Origin of the sequence: Variovorax sp. J22P240 (assembly GCF_030316855.1) — a bacterium.
GTDB lineage: Bacteria > Pseudomonadota > Gammaproteobacteria > Burkholderiales > Burkholderiaceae_C > Variovorax.
In genome coordinates this window covers 70957-92818 of record NZ_JASZYR010000008.1, presented here as the reverse complement: position 1 = coordinate 92818, position 21862 = coordinate 70957, and the positions used below count along the sequence as shown (strand labels likewise).

Annotated in this window: 25 protein-coding genes; 9 read left to right on the top strand and 16 right to left on the bottom strand. The window is 65.4% G+C overall.

Going from position 1 to position 21862, the window contains the following annotated elements:
- Nucleotides 1–351: a DUF805 domain-containing protein gene (locus QTI24_RS19820; RefSeq protein WP_286602788.1), complete on the top strand. Its 351-nt coding sequence runs from the start codon at nucleotides 1–3 to the stop codon at nucleotides 349–351.
- Between the two features lie 29 nt (nucleotides 352–380).
- Here the strand turns inward: QTI24_RS19820 and msrA are convergent, their stop codons facing one another.
- The 3 genes from msrA to groES all read right to left on the bottom strand — a co-directional run bounded on the left by msrA (nucleotide 381) and on the right by groES (nucleotide 3219).
- A complete protein-coding gene (gene msrA, locus QTI24_RS19815; protein ID WP_286602786.1) occupies nucleotides 381–1121 on the bottom strand; it encodes a peptide-methionine (S)-S-oxide reductase MsrA in 741 nt (246 codons plus the stop codon).
- A gap of 109 nt (nucleotides 1122–1230) precedes the next feature.
- A complete protein-coding gene (groL, locus tag QTI24_RS19810; RefSeq protein WP_286602784.1) occupies nucleotides 1231–2880 on the bottom strand; it encodes a chaperonin GroEL in 1650 nt (549 codons plus the stop codon).
- Nucleotides 2881–2928: 48 nt separating this feature from the next.
- A complete protein-coding gene (groES, locus tag QTI24_RS19805) occupies nucleotides 2929–3219 on the bottom strand; it encodes a co-chaperone GroES (protein ID WP_093109638.1) in 291 nt (96 codons plus the stop codon).
- Nucleotides 3220–3486: 267 nt separating this feature from the next.
- Here groES and QTI24_RS19800 point away from each other — a divergent pair, with 267 nt between their 5' ends.
- Complete coding sequence (locus QTI24_RS19800; RefSeq protein ID WP_286602964.1) at nucleotides 3487–3906, top strand: DUF1801 domain-containing protein; 420 nt, start codon at nucleotides 3487–3489, stop codon at nucleotides 3904–3906.
- Nucleotides 3907–3921: 15 nt separating this feature from the next.
- On the opposite strand, the gene QTI24_RS19795 is transcribed toward QTI24_RS19800, so the two are convergent.
- From QTI24_RS19795 to QTI24_RS19740, 12 genes are all read right to left on the bottom strand, one after another.
- Nucleotides 3922–5247, bottom strand: a complete 1326-nt coding sequence (locus tag QTI24_RS19795; protein WP_286602782.1) for an NAD(P)/FAD-dependent oxidoreductase — start codon at nucleotides 5245–5247, stop codon at nucleotides 3922–3924.
- A 77-nt stretch (nucleotides 5248–5324) separates the two neighbouring features.
- Complete coding sequence (locus QTI24_RS19790) at nucleotides 5325–6572, bottom strand: cation:proton antiporter (protein WP_286602781.1); 1248 nt, start codon at nucleotides 6570–6572, stop codon at nucleotides 5325–5327.
- Nucleotides 6573–6619: 47 nt separating this feature from the next.
- Complete coding sequence (locus tag QTI24_RS19785; RefSeq protein WP_286602779.1) at nucleotides 6620–7444, bottom strand: YihY family inner membrane protein; 825 nt, start codon at nucleotides 7442–7444, stop codon at nucleotides 6620–6622.
- Nucleotides 7445–7461: 17 nt separating this feature from the next.
- Nucleotides 7462–7746 (bottom strand): helix-turn-helix domain-containing protein, encoded by a 285-nt coding sequence (locus QTI24_RS19780; RefSeq protein WP_286602777.1) that lies wholly within the window; start codon nucleotides 7744–7746, stop codon nucleotides 7462–7464.
- Nucleotides 7747–7775: 29 nt separating this feature from the next.
- Nucleotides 7776–8174, bottom strand: coding sequence for a VOC family protein (locus QTI24_RS19775; protein WP_286602775.1), 399 nt, complete (start codon nucleotides 8172–8174; stop codon nucleotides 7776–7778).
- A 23-nt stretch (nucleotides 8175–8197) separates the two neighbouring features.
- A complete protein-coding gene (locus QTI24_RS19770) occupies nucleotides 8198–8512 on the bottom strand; it encodes a hypothetical protein (RefSeq protein WP_286602774.1) in 315 nt (104 codons plus the stop codon).
- Between the two features lie 129 nt (nucleotides 8513–8641).
- A complete protein-coding gene (locus QTI24_RS19765) occupies nucleotides 8642–9451 on the bottom strand; it encodes a class I SAM-dependent methyltransferase (RefSeq protein ID WP_286602772.1) in 810 nt (269 codons plus the stop codon).
- Between the two features lie 143 nt (nucleotides 9452–9594).
- Nucleotides 9595–10401: an ABC transporter substrate-binding protein gene (locus tag QTI24_RS19760; protein WP_286602770.1), complete on the bottom strand. Its 807-nt coding sequence runs from the start codon at nucleotides 10399–10401 to the stop codon at nucleotides 9595–9597.
- The gene (locus tag QTI24_RS19755; RefSeq protein ID WP_503011287.1) at nucleotides 10401–11270 is read right to left on the bottom strand and encodes a metal-dependent hydrolase; all 870 of its coding nucleotides are present in this window, start codon (nucleotides 11268–11270) and stop codon (nucleotides 10401–10403) included. Before QTI24_RS19755 ends, QTI24_RS19760 begins: the two co-directional genes overlap by 1 nt.
- A gap of 68 nt (nucleotides 11271–11338) precedes the next feature.
- Nucleotides 11339–12709, bottom strand: coding sequence for an MmgE/PrpD family protein (locus tag QTI24_RS19750; protein WP_286602769.1), 1371 nt, complete (start codon nucleotides 12707–12709; stop codon nucleotides 11339–11341).
- Nucleotides 12710–12762: 53 nt separating this feature from the next.
- Complete coding sequence (locus tag QTI24_RS19745) at nucleotides 12763–13734, bottom strand: Bug family tripartite tricarboxylate transporter substrate binding protein (RefSeq protein ID WP_286602768.1); 972 nt, start codon at nucleotides 13732–13734, stop codon at nucleotides 12763–12765.
- Between the two features lie 42 nt (nucleotides 13735–13776).
- Entirely contained in the window at nucleotides 13777–14469 is a 693-nt protein-coding gene (locus tag QTI24_RS19740; RefSeq protein WP_286602765.1) for a GntR family transcriptional regulator, read from the bottom strand.
- Nucleotides 14470–14604: 135 nt separating this feature from the next.
- Between QTI24_RS19740 and QTI24_RS19735 the strand changes: the two genes are divergently transcribed.
- From QTI24_RS19735 to QTI24_RS19715, 5 genes are read left to right on the top strand one after another with little or no spacing between them, the layout of a single operon-like run.
- The gene (locus tag QTI24_RS19735; RefSeq protein WP_286602764.1) at nucleotides 14605–15795 is read left to right on the top strand and encodes a CaiB/BaiF CoA transferase family protein; all 1191 of its coding nucleotides are present in this window, start codon (nucleotides 14605–14607) and stop codon (nucleotides 15793–15795) included.
- Between the two features lies 1 nt (nucleotide 15796).
- Nucleotides 15797–16606, top strand: a complete 810-nt coding sequence (locus QTI24_RS19730; protein WP_286602763.1) for an enoyl-CoA hydratase — start codon at nucleotides 15797–15799, stop codon at nucleotides 16604–16606.
- A gap of 27 nt (nucleotides 16607–16633) precedes the next feature.
- Nucleotides 16634–17620 carry a zinc-binding dehydrogenase gene (locus tag QTI24_RS19725; RefSeq protein ID WP_286602762.1) on the top strand — a complete coding sequence of 329 codons (987 nt, stop codon included), beginning with the start codon at nucleotides 16634–16636 and terminating at the stop codon, nucleotides 17618–17620.
- Between the two features lie 25 nt (nucleotides 17621–17645).
- A complete protein-coding gene (locus QTI24_RS19720; RefSeq protein ID WP_286602761.1) occupies nucleotides 17646–18617 on the top strand; it encodes a tripartite tricarboxylate transporter substrate binding protein in 972 nt (323 codons plus the stop codon).
- A 22-nt stretch (nucleotides 18618–18639) separates the two neighbouring features.
- Nucleotides 18640–19323, top strand: a complete 684-nt coding sequence (locus QTI24_RS19715) for a GntR family transcriptional regulator (RefSeq protein ID WP_286602760.1) — start codon at nucleotides 18640–18642, stop codon at nucleotides 19321–19323.
- 21 nt (nucleotides 19324–19344) lie between these two features.
- On the opposite strand, the gene QTI24_RS19710 is transcribed toward QTI24_RS19715, so the two are convergent.
- The gene (locus QTI24_RS19710) at nucleotides 19345–20127 is read right to left on the bottom strand and encodes an IclR family transcriptional regulator (RefSeq protein WP_286602759.1); all 783 of its coding nucleotides are present in this window, start codon (nucleotides 20125–20127) and stop codon (nucleotides 19345–19347) included.
- Nucleotides 20128–20338: 211 nt separating this feature from the next.
- Here QTI24_RS19710 and QTI24_RS19705 point away from each other — a divergent pair, with 211 nt between their 5' ends.
- Both QTI24_RS19705 and QTI24_RS19700 read left to right on the top strand, forming a co-directional pair.
- Complete coding sequence (locus QTI24_RS19705) at nucleotides 20339–21343, top strand: TRAP transporter substrate-binding protein (RefSeq protein WP_286602757.1); 1005 nt, start codon at nucleotides 20339–20341, stop codon at nucleotides 21341–21343.
- Nucleotides 21344–21371: 28 nt separating this feature from the next.
- Nucleotides 21372–21815, top strand: coding sequence for a type II 3-dehydroquinate dehydratase (locus QTI24_RS19700; protein ID WP_286602756.1), 444 nt, complete (start codon nucleotides 21372–21374; stop codon nucleotides 21813–21815).
- Nucleotides 21816–21862: the final 47 nt, after the last annotated feature.

The following is a 21862-nucleotide window of genomic DNA, read 5'->3' as shown; positions in this document are numbered from 1 at the left end:
ATGAACTTTCAACAGGCCGTTCAGACCTGCTTTCGCAAGTACGTGGACTTTTCGGGTCGGGCAGCGCGACCCGAGTACTGGTGGTTCATCCTGGCGTACGTCGTCGCCGCGTTCGTGGCCGGCTTCGTTCACGAGTACATCTACTTCATCGTGGTGCTCGTCTTCCTGTTGCCGCTGCTGGCGGCCGGCGCGCGCCGTCTGCATGACATCGGTAAGAGCGGCTGGTGGCTGCTGCTCGGGCTGATCCCGGTCATCGGTGGCCTGGTGCTCCTCTATTTCACGGTGCAGCCGAGCCAGCCCGAGTCCAATGAGTACGGGCCGCCACCTGCGCCGGTGCCGGCCGGCGCCTGACCCTGCTGCCGTGAATCGTTCGGCGCCGCTCAGGCGCCGGACCTCACCAGTACCGGTTTCACGCGATAGATCTCGGGAAACACGCGCTTCAGGTTGTCGACCTTCGGCAGGTCGTTGAAGGCGATGTACGGGTGGTCCGGGTTGCGCGTCATGAAGTCCTGGTGGTAGCCCTCAGCCGGATAGAAGGCCTTCAGCGGCTCGATGGTGGTGGCGATCGGCTTGCCGAACACCTTGGCCTTGTCGAGCTGGGCGATGTAGCTCTTAGCGATGCGCGTCTGCTCGGCATTGGCCGGGAAGATCGTCGAACGGTATTGCGTCCCGGTGTCCGGCCCTTGCCGGTTCAGCTCCGTCGGATTGTGGGCGACTGAAAAATAGATCTGCAACAGCCGGCCGAAACTGATCTGCCGGGGGTCGTAGGTGATGCGAACCGCTTCAGCGTGGCCGGTATTGCCCAATCCAACAGCGTCATAGTTCGCCGAGGCGGCATCGCCGCCGGCATAGCCCGAGACGGCGCTGTTCACGCCCTTGACGTGCTGGAACACCCCCTGCACCCCCCAGAAACAGCCACCCGCAAGGACGGCTGTCTCGGACGCCGCGTCAGCCGCCGTCTGATCGTCCTTGGGCGACGGAATGACCACGGCGCGCTCGGCCGCCATCGACGGCGCGGCCCGCCACAGACCCAGTCCCGCCAACGCGGCGAGCGCTGCAAGCACCGGTCGCCGTGGCAGGGTGATGGACTCGGTGGAATTCGGCTGGATGGGCGCTTTCATGACTGCTGGCTCCTTGTGTCTTCGCAGTGTGGCGCTTTTTCCCCCAAAACGAAAAAACCCCGCAGCGTGAGCCGCGGGGTTCCTTGTTGGCTGGAAAGCCGGGCGTGAATTACATGCCCATGCCGCCCATGCCACCCATGCCGCCCATGTCGGGCATGCCGCCGCCGGCAGCTTCGTCCTTCGGTGCGTCGGCGACCATGGCTTCGGTCGTCAGCAGCAGCGAGGACACCGAAGCGGCGTTCTGCAGTGCGGTGCGGGTCACCTTGGTCGGGTCCAGGATGCCGAGCTCGAGCATGTCGCCGTAGCTGTCGTTCTGGGCATTGAAGCCGTAGTTGCCCTTGCCGGCCAACACAGCGTTCACGACCACCGAGGCTTCGCCGCCGGCGTTGTTGACGATCTCGCGCAGAGGCGCTTCGATGGCCTTGAGCACCAGCTTGATACCGGCGTCCTGGTCGGCGTTGTCGCCCTTGAGCTTGTCGCCCACGGCTTGCTTGGCGCGCAGCAGGGCCACGCCACCACCGGCAACCACGCCTTCTTCCACTGCAGCGCGAGTGGCGTGCAGGGCGTCTTCGACGCGAGCCTTCTTTTCCTTCATTTCGACTTCGGTGGCAGCGCCAACCTTGATCACTGCAACGCCGCCGGCCAGCTTGGCCACGCGTTCTTGCAGCTTTTCGCGGTCGTAGTCGCTGGTGGCTTCTTCGATCTGCACACGCACTTGCTTGACGCGGGCTTCGATGTCGCCGGCGGCACCGGAGCCGTCGATGATGATGGTGTTTTCCTTGCCCACTTCGATGCGCTTGGCCTGGCCGAGGTCGGCCAGCGTCACCTTTTCAAGGGTCAGGCCCACTTCTTCAGCGATGACCTTGCCGCCCGTCAGGATGGCGATGTCTTCCAGCATGGCCTTGCGACGGTCGCCGAAGCCAGGTGCCTTGACGGCCACGACCTTCAGGATGCCGCGGATGGTGTTCACGACCAGGGTCGCCAGGGCTTCGCCTTCGACTTCTTCGGCGATGATCAGCAGCGGACGGCCGGCCTTGGCCACTTGCTCCAGCGTGGGCAGCAGGTCGCGGATGTTGCTGATCTTCTTGTCGAACAGCAGCACGAACGGGTTCTCGAGGATCGCGCTTTGCTTTTCGGGGTTGTTGATGAAGTAGGGCGACAGGTAGCCGCGGTCGAACTGCATGCCTTCGACGACGTCGAGTTCGCTGTCGAGCGACTTGCCGTCTTCCACGGTGATCACGCCTTCCTTGCCGACCTTGTCCATCGCGTCAGCGATGAGCTTGCCGATGGTTTCGTCGCTGTTGGCCGAGATCGAGCCGACTTGCGCGATTTCCTTCGAGGTGGTCGTGGCCTTGGAAGCCTTCTTCAGCTCGGCGACGAGGGCGGTGACCGCCTTGTCGATGCCGCGCTTCAGGTCCATCGGGTTCATGCCGGCAGCCACCAGCTTGAAACCTTCGCGAACGATGGCTTGTGCCAGCACGGTCGCGGTGGTGGTGCCGTCACCGGCGTTGTCCGAAGTCTTGGAAGCCACTTCCTTCACGAGCTGGGCGCCCATGTTCTGGAGCTTGTCCTTGAGTTCGATTTCCTTGGCGACGGACACGCCGTCCTTGGTCACGGTGGGGGCGCCGAAGGAGCGCTCGAGCACCACGTTGCGGCCCTTGGGGCCCAGGGTCACTTTGACTGCGTTGGCGAGGATGTTCACACCTTCGACCATGCGCGCGCGGGCTTCACCGCCGAAGACTACGTCTTTTGCTGCCATGAGATTTCTCCGAGATTCAGTTGGATGGGGGATGAGGGCTTGAGAAAATTACTTCTCGACGACTGCGAACAGGTCGTCTTCCTTCATGACCAGCAGTTCGTCGCCGTCGACCTTGACGGTCTGGCCGCTGTACTTGCCGAACAGGACGCGGTCACCGACCTTGACGCTCATCGCGCCGAGTTCGCCCTTGTCGTTCTTCTTGCCAGGACCGACGGCCAGCACTTCGCCCTGATCGGGCTTTTCGGCGGCGTTGTCGGGGATCACGATGCCCGAGGCGGTCTTGGTTTCGCTTTCAATGCGCTTGACGATCACGCGATCGTGCAAAGGACGAAGTTTCATTGCATCTCCTGATAAGAAACGGGGGTTTGGTTCGGGCGCCGGCGCGGTTGCCGGCTCCACAACGTCAAAAGCCGGCGTTGTTAGCACTCAGCTTGGACGAGTGCTAATCATAAGGGCCTTTTGCACACTTTCAAGAGCCTCCAGGCTCCAAAGCCGGGCAATCTGGGCGGATGGCACGGCTTTGACGCGCCGAGCCTGCCGGCGGCCTACATGGCTATCCTCCACCGTCTTGCAATGAATTTTCTCTGCAATATCAACGATGTAGGCATGAAAAAGTCGGACGCCAGCGAAGGCCAGTCGGCCTCGGAACTCATCTCGAACAAAATCGCCGACCTCGGGGACTGGCGCGGGAAAACCCTTGCCCGAATGCGCAAGCTCATCAAGGAGGCGGACCCGGACGTCGTCGAGGAGTGGAAGTGGATGGGCACGCCGGTCTGGTCGCACGACGGCATCGTCTGCACCGGCGAGTCCTACAAGAGTGTCGTGAAGCTCACCTTCGCCAAGGGCGCGTCGCTGAAGGATCCGGTCCGTCTCTTCAATTCGAGTCTTGACGGAAACACACGCCGGGCGATCGACATCCACGAAAGCGAAGAGGTTGACGAGTCCGCCTTCAAAGCGCTCATTCGCGAAGCGATCGACCTCAACAGTTCTGGCAAGTCGAAGTCTTCGAAGAAGCCGAAATCCTAGGCTCCCGTCCTTGCGTCAATCCGCTCGCTGAATCGTCTCTCCCTTCAGCGGTCCCATGTCGCGGATATTGAAGCGGTGGCGTTTCCAGCCTGCGTACGTACGGCGCCAGTTCACCAGCGACACGAAGTAGTACATCACCTTGAACATGAAGAGCGAGCGGCGGTAGGCAGGTCCGTGGTGGATGTCTGCCGCCAGCAGCGACATCAGCCCCTGCTTGACCTTGAAGGCGTTCTGCGGATGCATGAACATGTCGCGGATCGTGGGGTTGGTCACCCGATAGATGAACCACGAGTAGTCGCGCGGGCCCACGCGCATGCGCTGCTCGAGCGCGACGCGCGCCGGGGCGAGTTCGCCGGGGCAGTCGAGTGCTGTGGCGACCAACTTCGCGCCGTCGAAGGCGCTCTGCATCGCCAGGAACACGCCGGAGGAAAACATCGGGTCGATGAAGGTGTAGGCGTCGCCCACCATGAGGTAGCGCTCGCCGGTGGCGTGCGTGCTGGAGTACGAGAAGTTGCCCGTGGCGTGCACCTTGTCGTCGACCAGCGTGGCGTCCTTCAGCCGGTCCTTCAGCTCGGGGCACAGTGCGATGGTGTCGTAGAAGTACTCCTTCAGCGGCTTGTCGCGGGCTTTGAGGTAGTAGGCCCAGCAGACCGCGCCGACGCTGGTCGTGCCGTCGGCCAGCGGGATGAACCAGAACCAGCCGTGCTCGAACCAGCAGATGCTGATGTTGCCCTCGCGCCGGCCTTCCAGCCGCCGCGCGTTGCGGAAGTGGCCGAAGAGCGCCGTGCTGTTGTGGTCGGGGTTCTTCTGCTTGCACTTGAACTTGTTGGCGAGCAGGGTGTCCCGGCCGCTGGCGTCGACCACGAAGCGCGCGCGCCATTCGCGCGCCGCGCCGTCGTCGAGTTGCGCGCGAACGATGGCGCCCTCGTCGTCGAAGTCCACTTGTCGCACCTTCGCGCCTTCGAGAGTCAGCGCGCCTTTTTGCTCCGCGTTACGGAACAGCAGCGTGTCCAGTTCGGAGCGGCGCACCTGCCAGGCGAAATCCTTGGACGGATCCCAGCCTTCGGAAAAATCCACGTAGCTGCAGTAGTCCAGATCCGGCGGCACGAATTCGATGCCGAACTTCGGCATCCCGATCTTCTCGACCTGATCGCGCACGCCCAGCTTCTCGAACAAGGCGACATTGCCCGGCAGCAGCGACTCGCCGATATGGAAGCGCGGGTGGTGGTCCTTTTCGAGCAGGACCACCCGGCGGCCTTCCTGCGCCAACAACGTCGCAATCGTCGAGCCCGCCGGCCCGCCGCCGACCACCAGAACATCGCACTCCTGCCTTGCTTCCATGAAGGAACTCTCTCTTGAATTGATATGCGGCGTCAACGTCGCCACGGATGAAGGATGCCCCTGCGAAGTCGCGGGGTCTAGGTGCGCTTCGGCCTGTCGATGGGCTCCGGATTCTGCCGGCCGATCAGCGAGAGCAGCGGTCCCGTCGCGGCCGTCGTGACCAGCGCCATCACCAGCAGCATTGTGAAGAGCTCGGCGCCGATCAGTCCGGCATCGAGGCCGACCTTGATGACGATGAGCTCCATGAGCCCGCGCGAATTCATGAGCGTCCCGGTCGCCAGGCTTTCGCGCCATCCGTAGCCGCACACGCGCGCGCCAGCCGCACCGCCCACGATCTTGCCCACGCACGCCACGAGAAGAATGAGCCCCAGCGCGCCCAGCCCAGCACTGCCGAACGCGCCCGAGGAGGTGCCCAGGCCGGCCAGCGCGAAGAAAATTGGCATCAGCACGACGATCGACAAGGGCTCGATCCGCTTTTCCAGAGCGTGCAGCAGCCGGTCGTCGCGCGGCAGCGCGATGCCGAACAGGAACGCACCGAACACCGCATGCAGGTGCAGCCATTCGGTGAGCATGGCGCAAACGAAGAGGCCGATGAGCAGCGCTGCCAGCACCATCGGCGACGGTACGCCGTCCGGCGCATGCTTGCGAAGCTGCCTGGCCAGCAGCGGCTTCACGATCAGGAACACCACGGCCACCAGCACCGCCAGTCCCAGCGCGATGCGCACGAAGCCCTTCAGGCCGGCGCCCGCGCTCGCCAACGCGATGACCAGCGCCAACAGCACCCATGCCAGCGCGTCGACCACTCCTGCGGCGCCCAGTGACAACTGGCCGACACGAGTGCGGGTCATGTTGCGATCCTTGAGGATGCGCGCCAGGACCGGGAAAGCCGTGATCGACAGCGCCACGCCGAGAAAGAGCGCGAACGGCCAGAAAGCGACACCCGGCGGCGCGAGCGACGGATGCAGCGCCGGCGCGATCGCCACGCCCAGCGCCATCGGCAGCGCCATGCTCGACAGCCCGACCCAGCCTGCCGCTTTGAGTTGGGCCCCCATGCCGCTGGGTGCTCGGAGTTCGGCGCCGACGATGAACATGAACAGGACCACGCCCATCGTCGCCAGCGAGGACAAACCCAGCAGCGACGCAGGCGGGAAGAGTTGCGCATGCCATTGCGGGAACAGCGCGCCGAACACCACCGGCCCGAGCAGGATGCCGGCAGCCATCTCGCCAATGACCATCGGTTGACCCACCGCGCGCAGCGCAAGGCCGCAGGCGCGCGCGGTGACCAGGATGACGCTGAGCTGCAGGAAAAGGAGGGTCAGGGACATTGCGGGAACAGGTCTGGGGGGCGACGTAGTATCCCCTCATCGGCGCACTAGGCTCGAGCGACCTTGCCTCCCGAACGCCGTCGAGTGAGCGCCAGGTTGGCCGCCAACATGGCGGCGACCAGCGTGACCAGCCACGAGAAGTACACCCACAGCAGGAACATGGGGAGAGTGGCGAACGCCCCGTACAGTGCCTTGTAGGTTGGCACCTTGACGAGGTAGGCAGTGAAGCCGCGCTTGCCCAGTTCGAAGGCCATGCTGGCGATCAAGCCCCCCGCAGCGGCGTCGCGCAGCCGGACCTTGGTGTTCGGAACGAGGTAGAACATGCTCGTCAGTGCGATCACGCCGAGCATGAGCGGACCGAGGTCGACCACGAATGCGAGCGATGGTGGCAGCGCGCCGATCAACCCCTTGGAATTGCCCAGGAGGTACGACGTTGCCCAGAGACTCAGACCCAGAACGGGAGGCCCGACCACCAACATCAACAGGTACAAGCCGACCCTCTTGAAGAACGGCCGATTCTTTCGGACCTCCCACATCTGGTTCAGTGCATTCTCGACGGTCAGCAACATCGCGATGGCTGTGCCCAGCAAGAAGAGCGAGCCGACCCACGTCAGGCTGCTGGCGTTCGAGGCGAACTGGGTCAGGTACTTGAGGACCGTGCGTGCGATGTCCGCCGGAAGCAGCCTGCTCAACAAGAACTCTTGGAGCGCGTCCTTGAATCGCCTGAAGACCGGGAACTGCGTGAACAGAACGAAGCTCGCGGCCAGCAAAGGCACGATGGACAGCAAGGTTGTGAACGTCAGGCTCCCTGCAACCTGGGGCAAGCGCTCTTTCCTGGCGCGTTGGATCGTCAGACGGGTCAGGCTGAACATGTATTGCGGCGACGCGACTAAGCCTCGGTGACCGCGCATTTCGCTGAAGACTCCGGAGGAGACTGCAACGTCGTGGTGATGCCGTATAGCGCAAGCATCCCCAGCACGTGACCGATTGCGACGCCGGGTTCACCGGATTCGATCCGGGCGATCGTTTGGACGTGCACGCCCAGCCGGGCCGCCGCGGTGGCTTGGCCATCGCCGGCACTGGTCCGGGCCAGCTTGGCGGCCGCACCCATGTCCTTGATGGCCCGAAGGGCGTTGCTGTCGATGTCTGCAGAGATGCGCTTGCCTTGAGCCATGCGTGAATTGTCGCTGCACTGCGCGAAGGTCAGCCCGCGTCCTCGACTGTGTGACCCAGTTCCTGACCATACGCAACCTCCAGCGTGTGACCGTCCGGATCCCGCAGCAACGCCCAGTAGCCAACCGGAGGACCTGAATCCACGGGTTCTCGAGCCAGGCATTGCTCCTCTCGTGCAAGTTGACAGAGCCGATCGACTTCTTCCCGGGAACGCACTCCGACGCCCAGGTGCGCCATCGGCAGCAGCGGTTTGATTTCGTTCGCAGTTTCGATCAGAACGACGGCGAAAGGTCTTGTGCGGTCACTGACCCAAACGACCCCCGGGCGTGAATGCACAGCTTGCATACCGGCGTACTTTGAATAGAAAGCCACGCTGGCCGCGAGAGAGTGCACGGGAAGCGCGACATGCGTCAGGCCGATGTCCGACATGGTGGGAGCCGTTCTCTGGGCACCTAGAGCTTGCGTGCCATCGCCGTGGCTTGAAGTTCGGGCACGAGAGTCAGAAGGCGGCGTGTGAGCCAATACAGGTGGGACGCATCGATCGGGTTGGGCAACTTCAAGGTGTTGATCAAGCGCTGAGGACGATCCCCCAAGGGCAGGGCGGTCAGCGGCTCGAGGACCCTCGCGAGTTCCTGTCGCACCTGCTCGTCCACGAGATCATGCTCATCCAGACTGCGCCAGATGGCCTGGACTGCGCGTTCGCACAACTCGGCATCCGATGGCTTCGTCATTTCCATGGGATAGCCCAACGGGGGTATCGGCGGCATGCCCCGGGCTGGTCCGCCTCCGAGATGACTTCTTCGTGAGGGCATGTTCTGCTCCTTCAGGGTGCAGTCACGATACGCCGCACCAAAGTGAATCGCAACGGCGCACGCAATGAGGCAGTTTGGCGCATCTCAAGAGGGTGTCGTCCCCTTCACGGCCCACGCCAGTGCAGCATAGGAGCGAGGCCCATCGGCGTCGCCGTCGAGATAGGCTGCCTCGAGGGCACCTCGCAGGCGCTCCCGCCCGTCGTCCGTCAGGCTGGCGACGTACTCTGCGGCGGGGCCTTCGCTTCCCTCGTAGGGCGTCCAGTAGTCCGAGAAGGAGGCGAACTCCATGCGCATGACCAGGGAGGTTTCCACCACGTCCTTCAACCCGGCGTTGCGCCATGCCCGTTGCAGCTCTCCGGGCCGTGTCATGGGGCGCGTGTAGTTTCGTGCGCGGCGCTCCCTGGCATCGGGATCGAGTGCAGCAGCGGTGTCGAAGAACATCCGGTTCGCGATAAAGCCCCCTCGAACGTCCCATACGGCAGCGCCGACCACCCCGCCGGGCTTGGCCACGCGGCGCATCTCGGCGATCGCCTGCTCCGCCTGCGGCACGAAGTGCAAGACCAGCAGCGACAGCACCCGGTCGAAGTTGCCGTCCGGGAAGGGCAGCGCGCAGGCATCCGCCACCTCGAAGACGATGCGCGCATCCTGGTTGTGGCGCCTCGCGTGCTCGATGTAGGGCTGCGCCAGGTCGACGCCCCGAAGCTCGCCTGAGCCGGACCGCCGGGCCACCGCGAAAGTCAGGTGGCCGGTGCCGCAGCCGACGTCGAGCACGCGATCGCCTTCCGCAGTGCCGACGAAATCCAGGAAGGGAAGCGCAAGTTGCCGGCTCCAGCGGCCCATCACTCGCTCGTACGCATCGCCTTGCGTGGCCAGGTAGGTTGAAGAGGTGTTCATTGGGTGGCCTCCATGCGGGGCAACGTATGTTGCAGTTCAAGGCCGTCGGCTGCAACTCGCGGCGGATACACGGTCGACTACAGCCCCGAGAACCACCATGGGTCGCGGTTCGTCGAACTGGCGATGGTGGGGCTGGGCGGTTGCTACGTGCGGTGAACGGCAGGCGCCACGCCCGCGCCTTCGATGCCGTGCTTCTTCAGCGAGTCCGCCACGAAGCCCGAGGCCTTCATCTCCTCGATGAAACCGCTGAGCCACGCCTGCGATGCGACACGGCCCTTTGGCACGCCCATGGCCTGTTCGATGACCATGAAGCGCCTGGGCAGCAGGCGCACGCCGCCCACCCGCTTCGCATCCGCTTCCAGCTGCTGCTTCACGCCGGCGGCCACTTCGAGGTTCTGGGCGAGGAACAGGTTGGTCACTTCAGGCGAGGTCGGGGCGCGCACCAGGGAGGCGGACTTCAGCTCGCGCGTCAGGAACAGGTCGTAGGCGCTGCCCCGGCCCACGGCTACGCGTGTGCCGGGGCGGTCCACTTCCTCGTTGCGCTGAAGCGGCGAGTTGTTGCGCACCAGGTAGGCGCCTTCGATGATCACGTAGGGCGCCGTGTATTCCATGTCCGCCGCGCGGACCGGGTCGATCGCGACGAACGCGAGGTCGACTTGGCGCGCCTTGACCGCTTCCACCACGTTGCCCGCGGAGTTGAAGAGCACGAGCTCGACCGGCAGGTCGAGGCGTCGGCCCGCCTCGCGCGCGAGGTCCACCGACACGCCGCGCGGCTCGCCGGCTGCGTCCTTGCTTGCGAGGATCGGGTTGCCGAAGTTGATGGCGGCGCGCAGCTTGCCCGTGGCTCCCAACTCGGCCCTGGCCGCCGCGCGCGTGTCCGGCCGGGTGCTCGCGCAACCGGCCAGCAGCAGCCCGCCCGCGGCACAGAAGGAGCGGCGTGCGGCGTCCATCAGAAGTCGACCTTCTGGCCCGGCTCGGGCACCAGCACCCGCGTCGTGGAAGCGCCGAGCGCCGACGTGAACTCGGCCGGCGTTCCGCGCAGCAGCGGGAAGGTGCCGTAGTGCATCGGGATTGCGTAGCGGGGCTTGATCATGTCGCGTACGGCGGTGGCGGCATCCTGCGGCCCCATGGTGAAGTGGCCGCCGATCGGGATCAGCACCAGGTCGGGCTTGTACGTTTCGCCGATCAGCTTCATGTCGCCGTACAGGCCCGTATCGCCCATGTGCCAGATCTTGAAGCCGTTCTCCAGCTCGATGATGTAGCCCACCGGCTCGCCGCCGAAGTGCGTTTCCTCCTTGTCGGTGGCGGGGTTCTTCCACACCAGTTCGGACGAATGCTCGGCATGGACGGCGGTGATCTTCACACCGGTCGGGCCGAAGGGCGCGACCGTGCCGCTCTTGCCGAAGCGCTGCACCTGCGCCGTGGGCAGGATGCCCAGGCTCACGATGGCCGCTCCCATACCGCCGGCGTTGTAGACCGGCGCGTTGTTCAGCTTCGCGAGCGCCGGCGCGTCATTGAAGTGGTCGTAGTGCGCGTGCGTCACCAGGATCAGGTCGACCTTGCCCAGTGCATTCAGCTGCTTGAAGGCGGCCGGCGTCTTCGGGTTGGTGGTGAGCCACGGGTCGATCACGATGACCTTGCCGCCGGGCGTGGTGATGCGCATGGTGGCCTGGCCGAGCCAGAGCACTTCGGCCTTGCCCGCGGCGATGGTCCCCGGTTGCGCGGGCTGCAGCGCGGGCGCCTGCATGGCGGTGCCGGCGCACCCGGCGAGGGCGGCGGTGATGGCGGCGGCTGCAAGGAGGGAGCTGAGTTTCTTCATGTGCCTCTTTCGATCTCTCGTTGATGTGCCGCGCGCTGTGGTCGCGCGCGGACCTTGGGAAAAATGGACTACGGGCGCGCGAGGCTGGTCAGGACGCGAACGTCCGCGGCCTTGCCGAGCGACCAGCACGCGGCCAGCAGGTCGGAAGTCCGCTGCGCGCCGAGGATGCCGTCGGAGAGGCCGTGGAACTTGCGCTCCAGGTCGGCATCGCTCATCGGGCGCTGCAGCGAGCCGATCGCGTGTTCGACGAACACATGCTCGCGGCGGCCATCGGTGAGCACGGCCGTCACGTCGGCGCTGGCTTCGTCGATGCTGTCGTCCACCGTTGCCACGACCTTGCGGCGCAGTGCGACGACGTCGGGGCGGTTCACGATGTCGTCGGCGAATTCCTCTTCGGCCGCACGGCCGAACACCAGGCCGGCCGCACAGCCGTGGTACACGCTGAACTTGCCTTGCAGGCCGTCGGCCGGTTCCTTCTTGCCGGTGAGTTCGAGCACCAGCGAGTGCACCTTGAGTTCGATGCGCTCGATCTGCTCGGGCTTGATGCCGCGCTCGCGCAATTGCACGCAGGCGTCGATGCTCGGGTGAATCACGATGCCGCAGGCGAAGGGCTTGTAGCTGTTGAAGGAGATCTCGAAGCGCTCGCCCAGCTCGTCGGTGACTTCGTTCCACGCGTACTTGGTGGACACCACCTGAGCCCAGCCGCGCGGCGCCTCGATCGCCTTTGGGCTCGCGGTGTAGCCGTGCTTGGCCATCAGCGCAGCCATCAGGCCGGCGCGTGCCGCGCCGCCGGGATGGAAGGGCTTGGTCATGGTGCCGAACTGCTCGCGCAGGCCGACCGGTTGCGATGCGGCGATGCCGAGCGCCATCGCGGTGCGGTCCGCATCCAGACCCAGCAGGCGCGCGCAGGCCGCGGCCGCGCCGAACATGCCGGTGGTGCCGGTGATGTGCCAGCCGCGGTCGTAGTGGTCGGGATAGACCGTGTTGCCCAGGCGGCACGCCACGTCGATGCCGAGCACCAGCGCGTCGAGCACGGCGCGGCCGCTCGCACCGGTGTGCTCGGCCAACGCCAGCACGGCCGAGGCCACCGGACCGGCCGGATGGATGATGGTCTTGAGGTGCGTGTCGTCGAAGTCGAAGGTGTGCGAGCTGATGCCGTTGAGCATCGCCGCGTTCGCGATGTCGACTCTCTCGGCGCGGCCGAGCACGGCGGCTTGCGGCGCGGGCTGAAGTTCCTGCACCGCGGCCAGCGCGGCTTCGACGGCCTCGTGGCGCGCGGCGCCGACGGCGCAACCCAGCCAGTTGAGGAAAGTGCGATGAGCCTCGTGGTCTACCGCGTCGCTCCAGCCGCGCGAGGCGTGGCCGGCCACGTACTCGGCCAGGATGCGGGTGACGGGAGGGGCGTTGTGGTCGGCTGCGACCTGAGTATTGCGTGCCATGTGAAAGCTCTAGCTGGAAGGTTGAAAGAAAAAGTGCGAAAGGTGGTGGCGCGCTAGTTGTCGAGTTCGATCTTGCGGTCGCGGGCGAGCTTGGTCCATCGCGTGATGTCGGCGCGGATGTAGTCGGAGAACTCCTGGGGGCTCATGGGCATGGGCTCGACGGCTTCGACCGACAGCTTGTCGCGCAGGTCCGGCGCCTTGAGCACCGTGTTGAGCGATTCGTTGAGCTGGCGGACGACGTCCGCGGGCATGTTGGCCGGGCCGACCACGCCATACCACTGCATGGCGTCGAAGCCCTTGAGGCCCAGTTCTTCGAGCGTCGGCACGTCCGGCACCGCGGGATGGCGCGTCAGACCCGTGACGGCCAGTGCGCGCACGCGCCCCGACTTGAGGTGCGGCATCGCCGCGGCAAGGCCCGGGAACATCACCTGGGTCTGCCCGCCCACGAGGTCGGTGAACGCCGGTGCGATGCCGCGATAGGGCACATGCACCATGAATACCCCGACCTGCTGCTTGAACAGCTCCATCGTCAGGTGGGTGAGCGAGCCCGCGCCGGAGGAGCCATAGCTGACCTTGCTCGGGTTGGCCTTCACGTAGGCGACGAACTGCTTGAAGTCCTTGGCCGGCACATCGGCATTGACCACCAGCACGTTGGGCGTGCCGCCGATCATGCCGATGGGCGTGAAGTCCTTGACCGCGTCATAGGGCAGGCGACGCGTGGCGGGTGCGGTGCCGTGGGTGGCGACATAGCCCTGCATCAGCGTGTAGCCGTCCGCGGGCGAGCGTGCGGTGTTCTGCGAGGCGATCACGCCGCCGCCGCCGGCCTGGTTGTCCACCACGAAGGTCTGGTTCAGCACCTTGCCCCAGCGCTCGGTGACGGTGCGGCCGATCATGTCGCTGCCGCCGCCGGCGGACACCGGCACGATGTAGCGGATGGGCTTGTTCGGATAGCCCTGGGCGTGGGCCAGTCCGTGCAGTCCGACGAGGGTCGGGGGAAGCGCGAGGACGAAGGCGCGTCGTTTCATGGTCTTGTCTCCTGTTGTCTTGAAAAGTCGGGGGCTGGTGCGTCAGCCCGTCAGGCCCGAAAGCCGGGTGTAGGCATCGCCGACGTGGCGCGCCATGAGCCTTTCGCAACGGGTGACGTCGCCGTCGCGAAGCGCGCGGGCGATCGCCACGTGTTCGGCGATCGAAGCGCGCATGCCCATGTCCTGCGAAAGATTTTTCAGGCGCGAGAGGTGCAGCTTCTGCACCACGCCGCGGTAGGTGTCCGCCAGCGCGTGGTTGCCTGCGGCTTCGACGATCGCCCAGTGGAAGTTCAGGTTCTCGCGGTAGTAGCGCTGTACGTCGTGCGCTGCGAAGGCAGCGTTCATGTGCGCGATGGAGGCATCGAGCGCATCGGCCAGCGCGATGCGCGCTGCATCGCCAAGCCGTGCCGCGCGGCGGCCCGCAAAGCCATCGAGCAGCCCGCGCATTTCGTAGAGATCGCGCAGTTCTTCGGCGCCCGGTTCGCGCACGAACACGCCGGCGTGCTTGCGGGCCACGACGAGGCCCGTGCTTTCGAGTTCGCGCAGCGCCTCGCGCACCGGTACGCGCGACACGCCCAGGCGTGCGGCGATGTCGGGCTCGTTGATGCGCTGGCCCGTCGGCAGGTCGCCGCGCAGGATCATGGCCAGCATGTCGTCGCGCACCAGCTTGGCGAGCGGAACGTCTCGCACGGTCGAGAGTTGGTCGGAGGGGAGGTCGGAGAGCCAGGGCAGCATGCGGAAGTCCGTTGTGGTCCGCATATCGTATACGACAGCGTCATGAAATGTCCACGCTTTCGATAAAAGTGTTGACACTTTGGCGATGGATGCAAACAATCAAGGTCATTCAAAGGTCATCCAAGTTCAATCCGAATGCCCCATCTGCCTGCCTCATCCGCCCTGCAACGCTTCCGCGTGGTCGATCTGACCCAGGTCCGTGCCGGCCCCACCGCCTGCCGTCAATTGGCTGACTGGGGCGCCGACGTCATCCAGGTGCAGATGCCCGAACACATGCGCGGCGACGACACCCTCGGCGGCCAGGACGGCTCCGACTACCAGTACACCCACCGCAACAAGCGCTCGATCACGCTCAACCTCAAGGAAGACGAAGGCATCGCCACCTTGAAGCGTCTGATCGCGGGCGCCGACGTGGTGGTGGAGAACTTCCGTCCGGACGTGAAGTTCCGCCTGGGCATCGACTACGAGACGCTTGCGGTGGACAACCCCGGGCTCGTCTACGCCAGCATCTCCGGCTTCGGCCAGACAGGGCCGCTCGCCACGCGTCCGGGCTTCGACCAGATCGCGCAGGGCATGGGCGGCCTGATGTCCGTGACCGGCTTGCCGGGCGATGGCCCGGTGCGCGTCGGCATTCCGATCGCCGACCTGTGCGCGGGCATCTTCGCGGCGCAAGGCATCCTCGTCGCCCTGCTGGAGCGCGAGGCCTCCGGCAAGGGCCAGTGGCTGCACACCTCGTTGCTGGAGTCGATGGTCTACATGATGGATTTCCAGACCTCGCGCTACCTGATCGACGGCGAGGTCGGCCATCAGGCGGGCAACTTCCACCCGACCAGCATCCCGACCGGTGTCTACAAGGCCCGCGACGGCTACCTCAACATCGCCGTGTTCGGCTCCAAGATCTGGGAGCGCTTCTGCAACATCCTCGGCGCGCCCGAATGGATCACCGACGAGCGCTACCACGACAAACCCTCGCGCTCGATCAACCGCGATGCGCTCAATGCCGAGATCAACCGGCGTCTTGCCGCGCACGACCGCAGCCACTGGATCGAGCAGTTCAATGCCGGCGGCGTGGCCTGCGGCCTCATCAGCGACATGCGCGAAGTCTTCGCCGAGCCGCAGATCGAGCACCTCGGCATGGTCAAGGAAGTCGTATCGGCACGGCTCGGCCCGCAGCGGCTGATCGGCCAGCCGATGCAACTGGAGCGCACGCCCAGCACCATTGCCCGCGCTGCCCCGCGGCGCGGCGAACACACGGAGGAAGTCCTGCTCGAACTGGGCATCGGTTCGGACGACCTCGCCCGCATGAAAGCGACCGGAGTTTTCTAATATGTCGAATCCCGCCTACGAATCCACCACCGAGCGAGTCCAGACCTGGCTCGACGGCACCACGCTGCACATCCGCTTCAACAACCCGGCGCGGCACAACGCGCTGTCGGTCGACATGTGGGAGGCCGTGCCGCCGCTGCTGCGTGTCGCGCAGGACGACGACAGGGTGCGCCTCGTCGTGTTCACCGGCGCGGGCGAGAAGGCTTTCGTCTCGGGCGCCGACATCTCCGAGTTCGAAGACATGCGCGCGGCGCGCGAGGCCGTGACCCGCTACGAGGCGATGGCCGAGGAAGCGCTGATGAGCATTCACGACTTTCCCAAGCCCACGCTCGCCTGCATCCGTGGTTACTGCATCGGCGGCGGCGTCAATGTGGCGATCAGCTGCGACATCCGCATCGCATCCGACGACTCGGTGTTCTCGATTCCGGCCGCGCGGCTGGGGCTCGGCTATCGCTACTCCGCGATGAAGAATCTGGTCGACCTGATCGGCCCCGGCGCAGCCAAGGATCTCTTCTTCACCGCTCGCCGCATCGACGCCGCAGAGGCGAAGGCACTCGGCCTCGTAACACGGGTCTCCGCCGTGGAGGGGCTCGACGAGTTGCTGGCCGAGTACATGAAGGCGCTGGCCGACAACGCGCCGCTGACCGTGGCGGCAGGCAAGGCCATCACCCGCGAAATCCTGAAGCCCTCGCCGGAACTGGACCAGGCCTTGTGCACGTCGCTGATCCGCGGCTGCTTCGAGAGCGCCGACTACACCGAAGGCCGCACCGCCTTCATGCAGAAGCGCAAGCCGGTCTTCACCGGCCGCTAGCGATCAAGACAACGAGGAGATCGAACGATGCAGTCCTACTGGATGCAGATGACCGACGAGTCGACCGTGCTGGAAATGCGCGAGACGGCCATGCCGCAGCCCGGCCCGCAGCAGTTGCTGTTGCGCGTGCATGCGGCTTCGCTCAACCGCGGCGAGTTCGTGGCGGGCCATGGCCTGCACGGCCAGCCTGGCAGCTGGAAGGCGATTGGCGGGGAGGGTGCCGGCGAGGTCGTCGCCATCGGGGCCGGGGTCACCCGCTTCAAGCCGGGCGACCAGGTCATGGGCCGTTGTTCCGGCGCGTTCTCGGAATATGCGTTGATGGAGGAGATCGAGGCGATGGCCAAGCCCGCCAGCCTGTCGTGGGAGGAGGCGGCCAGCGTCGCGCTGACCTTCCTCGTGTCGTACGACATGCTGGTGCTGCAGGGGCGGCTCGAGGCCGGCGAGTGGGTGCTGATCAATGGCGTGTCGTCAGGCGTCGGCGTCGCATCGCTGCAGTTGGCCAAGCTGCTGGGCGCCAAGGTGATCGGCACTTCGGGCTCGGCCGACAAGCTGGCGAGGCTGAAAACCCTCGGCCTGGATCTCGCCATCTGCACGCGCGCTCCCGACTTCGGCGATGCGGTGATGCAGGTGACCGAGCAGCACGGCGCGGACCTCGTCATCAACACGGTGGGTGGAACGGTGTTCGCGGAGAACATCCGCGCCTTGGCCTTCGAAGGCCGGCTCGCCACCGTGGGCTACGTCGACGGCGTGGTACATGCCGAACTGGACCTCGCGGCCTTGCATGCCAAGCGGCTCACGGTATTCGGCGTGTCGAACAAGCTGCGCAGCAAGGCGCAGCGCGCGGCGGCGATTCCTGCGTTTGTGACGGACGTGCTGCCGCACATCGCCGCCGGGCGCATCAGGCCGCAGATCGACAGGGTCTACGACTTCGGGCAACTGCAGGAAGCCAAGGCGACCATGGAAAGCGGCGGCCACGTCGGAAAGATCGTCCTGCGCGTGCCAGTTGCAGCCTGACGCCAAGAACAGAAGGAGACAAGACATGAACATCAAGAAGATCGTCCTGGCATGGGGCTTGTGCGCTGTCGGATCCATCGCGTGGTCCCAGCCCGCGGACTATCCGAGCAAGCCGATTCGCCTGGTCATCGGCTTCGCTCCTGGCGGCGCTGCCGATTACGTGGCCCGTGCCATGAGCGAAGCCTTCGGCAAGGCGCTCGGGCAGCCGGTGGTGGTCGACAACAAGCCGGGCAACGGATCGAGCATCGCGGCGGAACTGGTGGCCAAGGCGCCGGCCGACGGCTACACCTTGCTCATCGCCAGCCCGAGCAGCATCTCCGTCAACCCTGCGCTCAACCCCAAACTGTCCTACACGGCACGCGACCTCACGGCCGTGACGAAGATGACGACCTCGCCGCTGGTGCTGGCGGTCAATCCCTCGACCGGCATCCGTTCGGTCGCCGATCTCATCGCGGCGGCAAAGAAGGATCCAGGCAAGCTCAACTACTCGACCTCGGGCAACGGTTCGGCGCCGCACCTGGGCGCCGCGCTGTTCAGCCAGGTTACCGGCGCGGAGATGACGCACATTCCCTACCGCGGCGGCAGCCTGGCGATCCAGTCGGTGATGGCGGGGGATACCCAGCTCACCTTCGGCACATCGCCCTCGGTGCTGCCCATGGCCACCGGAGGCCGGCTGCTCGCGCTGGCCGTCAGCACGCGCGAGCGCTCGCCGCTGGTGCCCAACCTGCCGGGCATGAAGGAGGCGGGGCTGCCGGACTACAACCTCGAGTTCTGGTACGGCATGTTCGTGCCCGCCGGCACGCCGCCGGCCATCGTCCAGAAGATCTACAACGCGACGGTCGCCGCGATGCAGCAGCCTTCAGTGAAGGCCTCGCTGGCGCGCGATGGCACCGAGGTGTCCATCTCGTCATCGCCCGAGCAGTTCAACAGCTTCCTGACCGAGGACGGCAAGTTCTGGGTCAAGCTGGTGAAGAGCGCGAACGTCAAGGTCGAGTGAGGGTCTGAAGTTAGGATTGCGCATGCCTCCCCCTTCTTCCAGCACCCGTGGTTCCGCCCTGTCGGAGGGCATCGTCAGCGAGCTCAAGCAACTCATCTACACCGGCGAGTTCAAGCCGGGAGAGCGGCTCAACGAGGCGGCCCTGGCCCTGCGCATGGGCACCAGCCGCGGCCCCATTCGCGAGGCGATCAAGGTGCTGGCGGGGCTCGGCATCGTCACGGCCGTCGCGAACCGCGGCGTGTACGTGCGGCAACTTTCGCTTCGCGAGATGGTGGAGATCTACGAGCTGCGCGCACTCATGTTCGGCTACGCGGCCGAACGCGCCTGCGAGCATCTGACCGAGGATTACAGGAAGCAGATGGAAGACCTGCTGACTGCGATGGACGCCGCCTGCGACGCGGAGGATGGCACGCTCTACTACGAGCTGAACCTGCAGTTCCACGCGCTGATCCTCACGCTCTCGAACAACCGTCGCGCCCACCAGGCGTACGACGACTACGTGAAGGAACTGCACCTCGTGCGGCGCAAGTACTTCAATGCGCCGGGCAACATGCGCCGATCGAACGTCGAGCACCGCGCGATCTTCGACGCGATCGTGGCCTCGAACCCGGCCCGTGCCCGCGCTGCCGCCGAGCGCCATGTGCTGGCCGGCAGGCAGCGGCTGCTGGCGAACTTCGGCGACCCGCTCTCGCTGCAGGGCGCCTGACGCGCCGCCTGCTTCAGGCGCTCAAGCCCTGCGCTTGAACATCGCCGACCCGCCACTGGCCAGCGCGACGTCGTAAGCCGTGGCGAGCAGCGCCGGGCCCAGGGCCAGCATGCGTTCCTCCGTCAGCCGCACCGACGGGCCCGCGATGGTGATCACGCCGATGGCGGCCCCGTTGCCGCTGCGCACCGGCGCGGCCATCGCGGCCATCGCGGGCGCGAACACCTCGTTGATCATGCTGAAGCCGCGCTTGCGCGCCGCCCGGATGTAGGCCAGCAGGGCCTTGACCGTGGTCGGCGCCTTCGGGCCGAAGTCTTCGGGCTTGCCGAATCCCTGCTTGGCGACCAGTTCGAGGGCCTGTTCGTCCGTCATGGTCGAAAACCACGCATGGCCTGCGGAACTGCATGACAGGTTGACGGAAAGGCCCATGTCCGGGTCGTAGCGCAAGCCGCGCGTCGCGCCCTGCGCCTTGGCGACGAAGGTGAGGTCGTCGCCATCCACGACCGCCAGGCGCACGAGTTCGCCAGATTCAGCGGCCAGGCGGTCGAGCAGCGGCTGCGCGACATCGACGATGCCACTGTTGCTCAGGAAGCTGAGGCCCAGCGACACCAGTTTCATCGTGAGGGTGTAGTCGCCATGGCGCTGGTCCTGCCGCACATAGCCGTTGCGCGCGAGTTCGGCCAGAAGACGGTGGGTGGCGCTCAGGGGCATCTGCAGGTCTGCGGCGAGGGCGGACAGCGCACTCCCGCCGGGGTGCTGGGCCAGGTGCTCCATCACTTTGAAGCTGCGTTCGAGTATTGAGCTCATGGAATCTCTCGGGGACCGGTGGACCGGCATGCGTCGGGCGACATCGCTGCCGGATCGGAGCATGACCCTAATCCAGTCCGCTGGTATTTTGTAAAGTGTTTTCACTAGTGGAAAGTTTTTCCACTACACGAATATGATCGCGCCGTTTCTTCGGCGGCTCGTCCTTTTGCGGACCGTGCTGTCGTTCTTTGTCCTTTCCATGGAGACTGTCTTGAGACTTCTTTTCCGCACCCTCGCAGTTGCCGGCTTGACCCTCGCCATGGCCGCACCGGCCCTGGCACAGGAACACGAGCGCGTCATCCGTTTCGGCCACCTCAACAACGCCGACCACCCGGTGAGCTTCGGCGTCAAGCGCTTTGCCGAACTGCTGGCGGCCAAGAGCGGCGGCAAGATGAAGGTGCAGGAATTCCCGGCCTCCCAGCTCGGCAACGAGATGCAGCAGCAATCCGCGCTGCAGGGTGGCGTGCAGCAGATGTCCGCTCCCGCCACGACCTCGCTGGCCGGCATCGTCAAGGAATTCGGCCTGGTCGACTTCCCCTTTGCCGTCGCCAACTTCGCGCAGGCGGACGCGCTGCTCGACGGACCCCTGGGCCAGACGCTGATCGCCAAGCTGCCTGAAAAGGGTCTGGTCGCGCTGGGCTACTGGGACCTCGGCTTCCGCAACGTCACCAACAGCAAGCGGCCGATCGCCAAGCCCGAGGACCTCGAAGGCCTCAAGATCCGTGTGATCCCGAATCCCGTGTTCCTCGAGACCTTCAAGGCCTTCAAGGCCAACCCGGTGCCGATGCCTTTCGCCGAGCTTTACGGCGCGCTCGAGGCGAAGGCGGTGGACGGCCAGGAAAACCCGTTCTCGGTGATCCTGTCGAACAAGTTCTTCGAAGTACAGAAGTACCTGAGCGCGACCAACCACGTCTACGCGGCGAACATCGTGCTCGTCAGCAAGAAGTTCTGGGACGGTCTCTCGCCCACTGAGCAGAAGTGGATGCGCGAGGCTGCCGACGAAGCGCGTGGCTACCAGCGCCAAGTGAGCCGTGCAGCGGCGCAGCGTGCCGTGGGCGACCTGCAGGCCAAGGGCATGCAGTTCAACGAAGTCGCGCCAGCCGAGCAGGCCCGCATGCGCCAGATCGCCAAGCCCGTGATCGACAAGTTCGCGGCCAGCTACGACCCTGCCATCGTCAAGCTCTACAACGACGAGCTGGCACGCATCCGCAAGTAAGCCCAAAGCGCAGCACCGACAGCACCCCATGAAGATCCTCGTATTGCACGGCCCCAACCTGAACCTGTTCGGGCGCCGGGAGCCCCACATCTACGGCAAGACCACTCTGGCCGAGATCAACGCGCGCCTCGAAAAGCTCGCGCTGGACCTCAACGTGACGCTGGACATCATCCAGTCGAACCACGAGGGCGACCTGATCGACTTCCTGCACAAGAACATCGACGAGGCGCAGGGTGCGCTGGTCAATCCGGCGGGATTGACGCAACATGGCGTCCCGCTGCACGACGCAATCAAGGCCATGCCCTTCCCGACGCTGGAAGTCCACATGTCCAACATCGCGGCGCGCGAAACGTGGCGTGCGCACTCGATCATCTCGCCGGCCGTGAAGGGCACCATCCAGGGCCTGGGGCCGCAGTCCTACCTGGCTGCGCTTCGGGCGCTGGTCGAGATTCAGCGCGACGCCGGGGCTTGACGCGCTTGCGCGCGGTCTGAGCTCTTGGCCAGGGATTCACAGAGAGA

Coding starts and splice junctions, on each gene's coding strand:
- QTI24_RS19820 (WP_286602788.1), top strand. CDS start 1: ATGAACTTTCAACAGGCCGTTCAGACCTGCTTTCGCAAGTACGTGGAC.
- msrA (WP_286602786.1), bottom strand. CDS start 1,121: ATGAAAGCGCCCATCCAGCCGAATTCCACCGAGTCCATCACCCTGCCA.
- groL (WP_286602784.1), bottom strand. CDS start 2,880: ATGGCAGCAAAAGACGTAGTCTTCGGCGGTGAAGCCCGCGCGCGCATG.
- groES (WP_093109638.1), bottom strand. CDS start 3,219: ATGAAACTTCGTCCTTTGCACGATCGCGTGATCGTCAAGCGCATTGAA.
- QTI24_RS19800 (WP_286602964.1), top strand. CDS start 3,487: ATGAAAAAGTCGGACGCCAGCGAAGGCCAGTCGGCCTCGGAACTCATC.
- QTI24_RS19795 (WP_286602782.1), bottom strand. CDS start 5,247: ATGGAAGCAAGGCAGGAGTGCGATGTTCTGGTGGTCGGCGGCGGGCCG.
- QTI24_RS19790 (WP_286602781.1), bottom strand. CDS start 6,572: ATGTCCCTGACCCTCCTTTTCCTGCAGCTCAGCGTCATCCTGGTCACC.
- QTI24_RS19785 (WP_286602779.1), bottom strand. CDS start 7,444: ATGTTCAGCCTGACCCGTCTGACGATCCAACGCGCCAGGAAAGAGCGC.
- QTI24_RS19780 (WP_286602777.1), bottom strand. CDS start 7,746: ATGGCTCAAGGCAAGCGCATCTCTGCAGACATCGACAGCAACGCCCTT.
- QTI24_RS19775 (WP_286602775.1), bottom strand. CDS start 8,174: ATGTCGGACATCGGCCTGACGCATGTCGCGCTTCCCGTGCACTCTCTC.
- QTI24_RS19770 (WP_286602774.1), bottom strand. CDS start 8,512: ATGCCGCCGATACCCCCGTTGGGCTATCCCATGGAAATGACGAAGCCA.
- QTI24_RS19765 (WP_286602772.1), bottom strand. CDS start 9,451: ATGAACACCTCTTCAACCTACCTGGCCACGCAAGGCGATGCGTACGAG.
- QTI24_RS19760 (WP_286602770.1), bottom strand. CDS start 10,401: ATGGACGCCGCACGCCGCTCCTTCTGTGCCGCGGGCGGGCTGCTGCTG.
- QTI24_RS19755 (WP_503011287.1), bottom strand. CDS start 11,270: ATGAAGAAACTCAGCTCCCTCCTTGCAGCCGCCGCCATCACCGCCGCC.
- QTI24_RS19750 (WP_286602769.1), bottom strand. CDS start 12,709: ATGGCACGCAATACTCAGGTCGCAGCCGACCACAACGCCCCTCCCGTC.
- QTI24_RS19745 (WP_286602768.1), bottom strand. CDS start 13,734: ATGAAACGACGCGCCTTCGTCCTCGCGCTTCCCCCGACCCTCGTCGGA.
- QTI24_RS19740 (WP_286602765.1), bottom strand. CDS start 14,469: ATGCTGCCCTGGCTCTCCGACCTCCCCTCCGACCAACTCTCGACCGTG.
- QTI24_RS19735 (WP_286602764.1), top strand. CDS start 14,605: ATGCCCCATCTGCCTGCCTCATCCGCCCTGCAACGCTTCCGCGTGGTC.
- QTI24_RS19730 (WP_286602763.1), top strand. CDS start 15,797: ATGTCGAATCCCGCCTACGAATCCACCACCGAGCGAGTCCAGACCTGG.
- QTI24_RS19725 (WP_286602762.1), top strand. CDS start 16,634: ATGCAGTCCTACTGGATGCAGATGACCGACGAGTCGACCGTGCTGGAA.
- QTI24_RS19720 (WP_286602761.1), top strand. CDS start 17,646: ATGAACATCAAGAAGATCGTCCTGGCATGGGGCTTGTGCGCTGTCGGA.
- QTI24_RS19715 (WP_286602760.1), top strand. CDS start 18,640: ATGCCTCCCCCTTCTTCCAGCACCCGTGGTTCCGCCCTGTCGGAGGGC.
- QTI24_RS19710 (WP_286602759.1), bottom strand. CDS start 20,127: ATGAGCTCAATACTCGAACGCAGCTTCAAAGTGATGGAGCACCTGGCC.
- QTI24_RS19700 (WP_286602756.1), top strand. CDS start 21,372: ATGAAGATCCTCGTATTGCACGGCCCCAACCTGAACCTGTTCGGGCGC.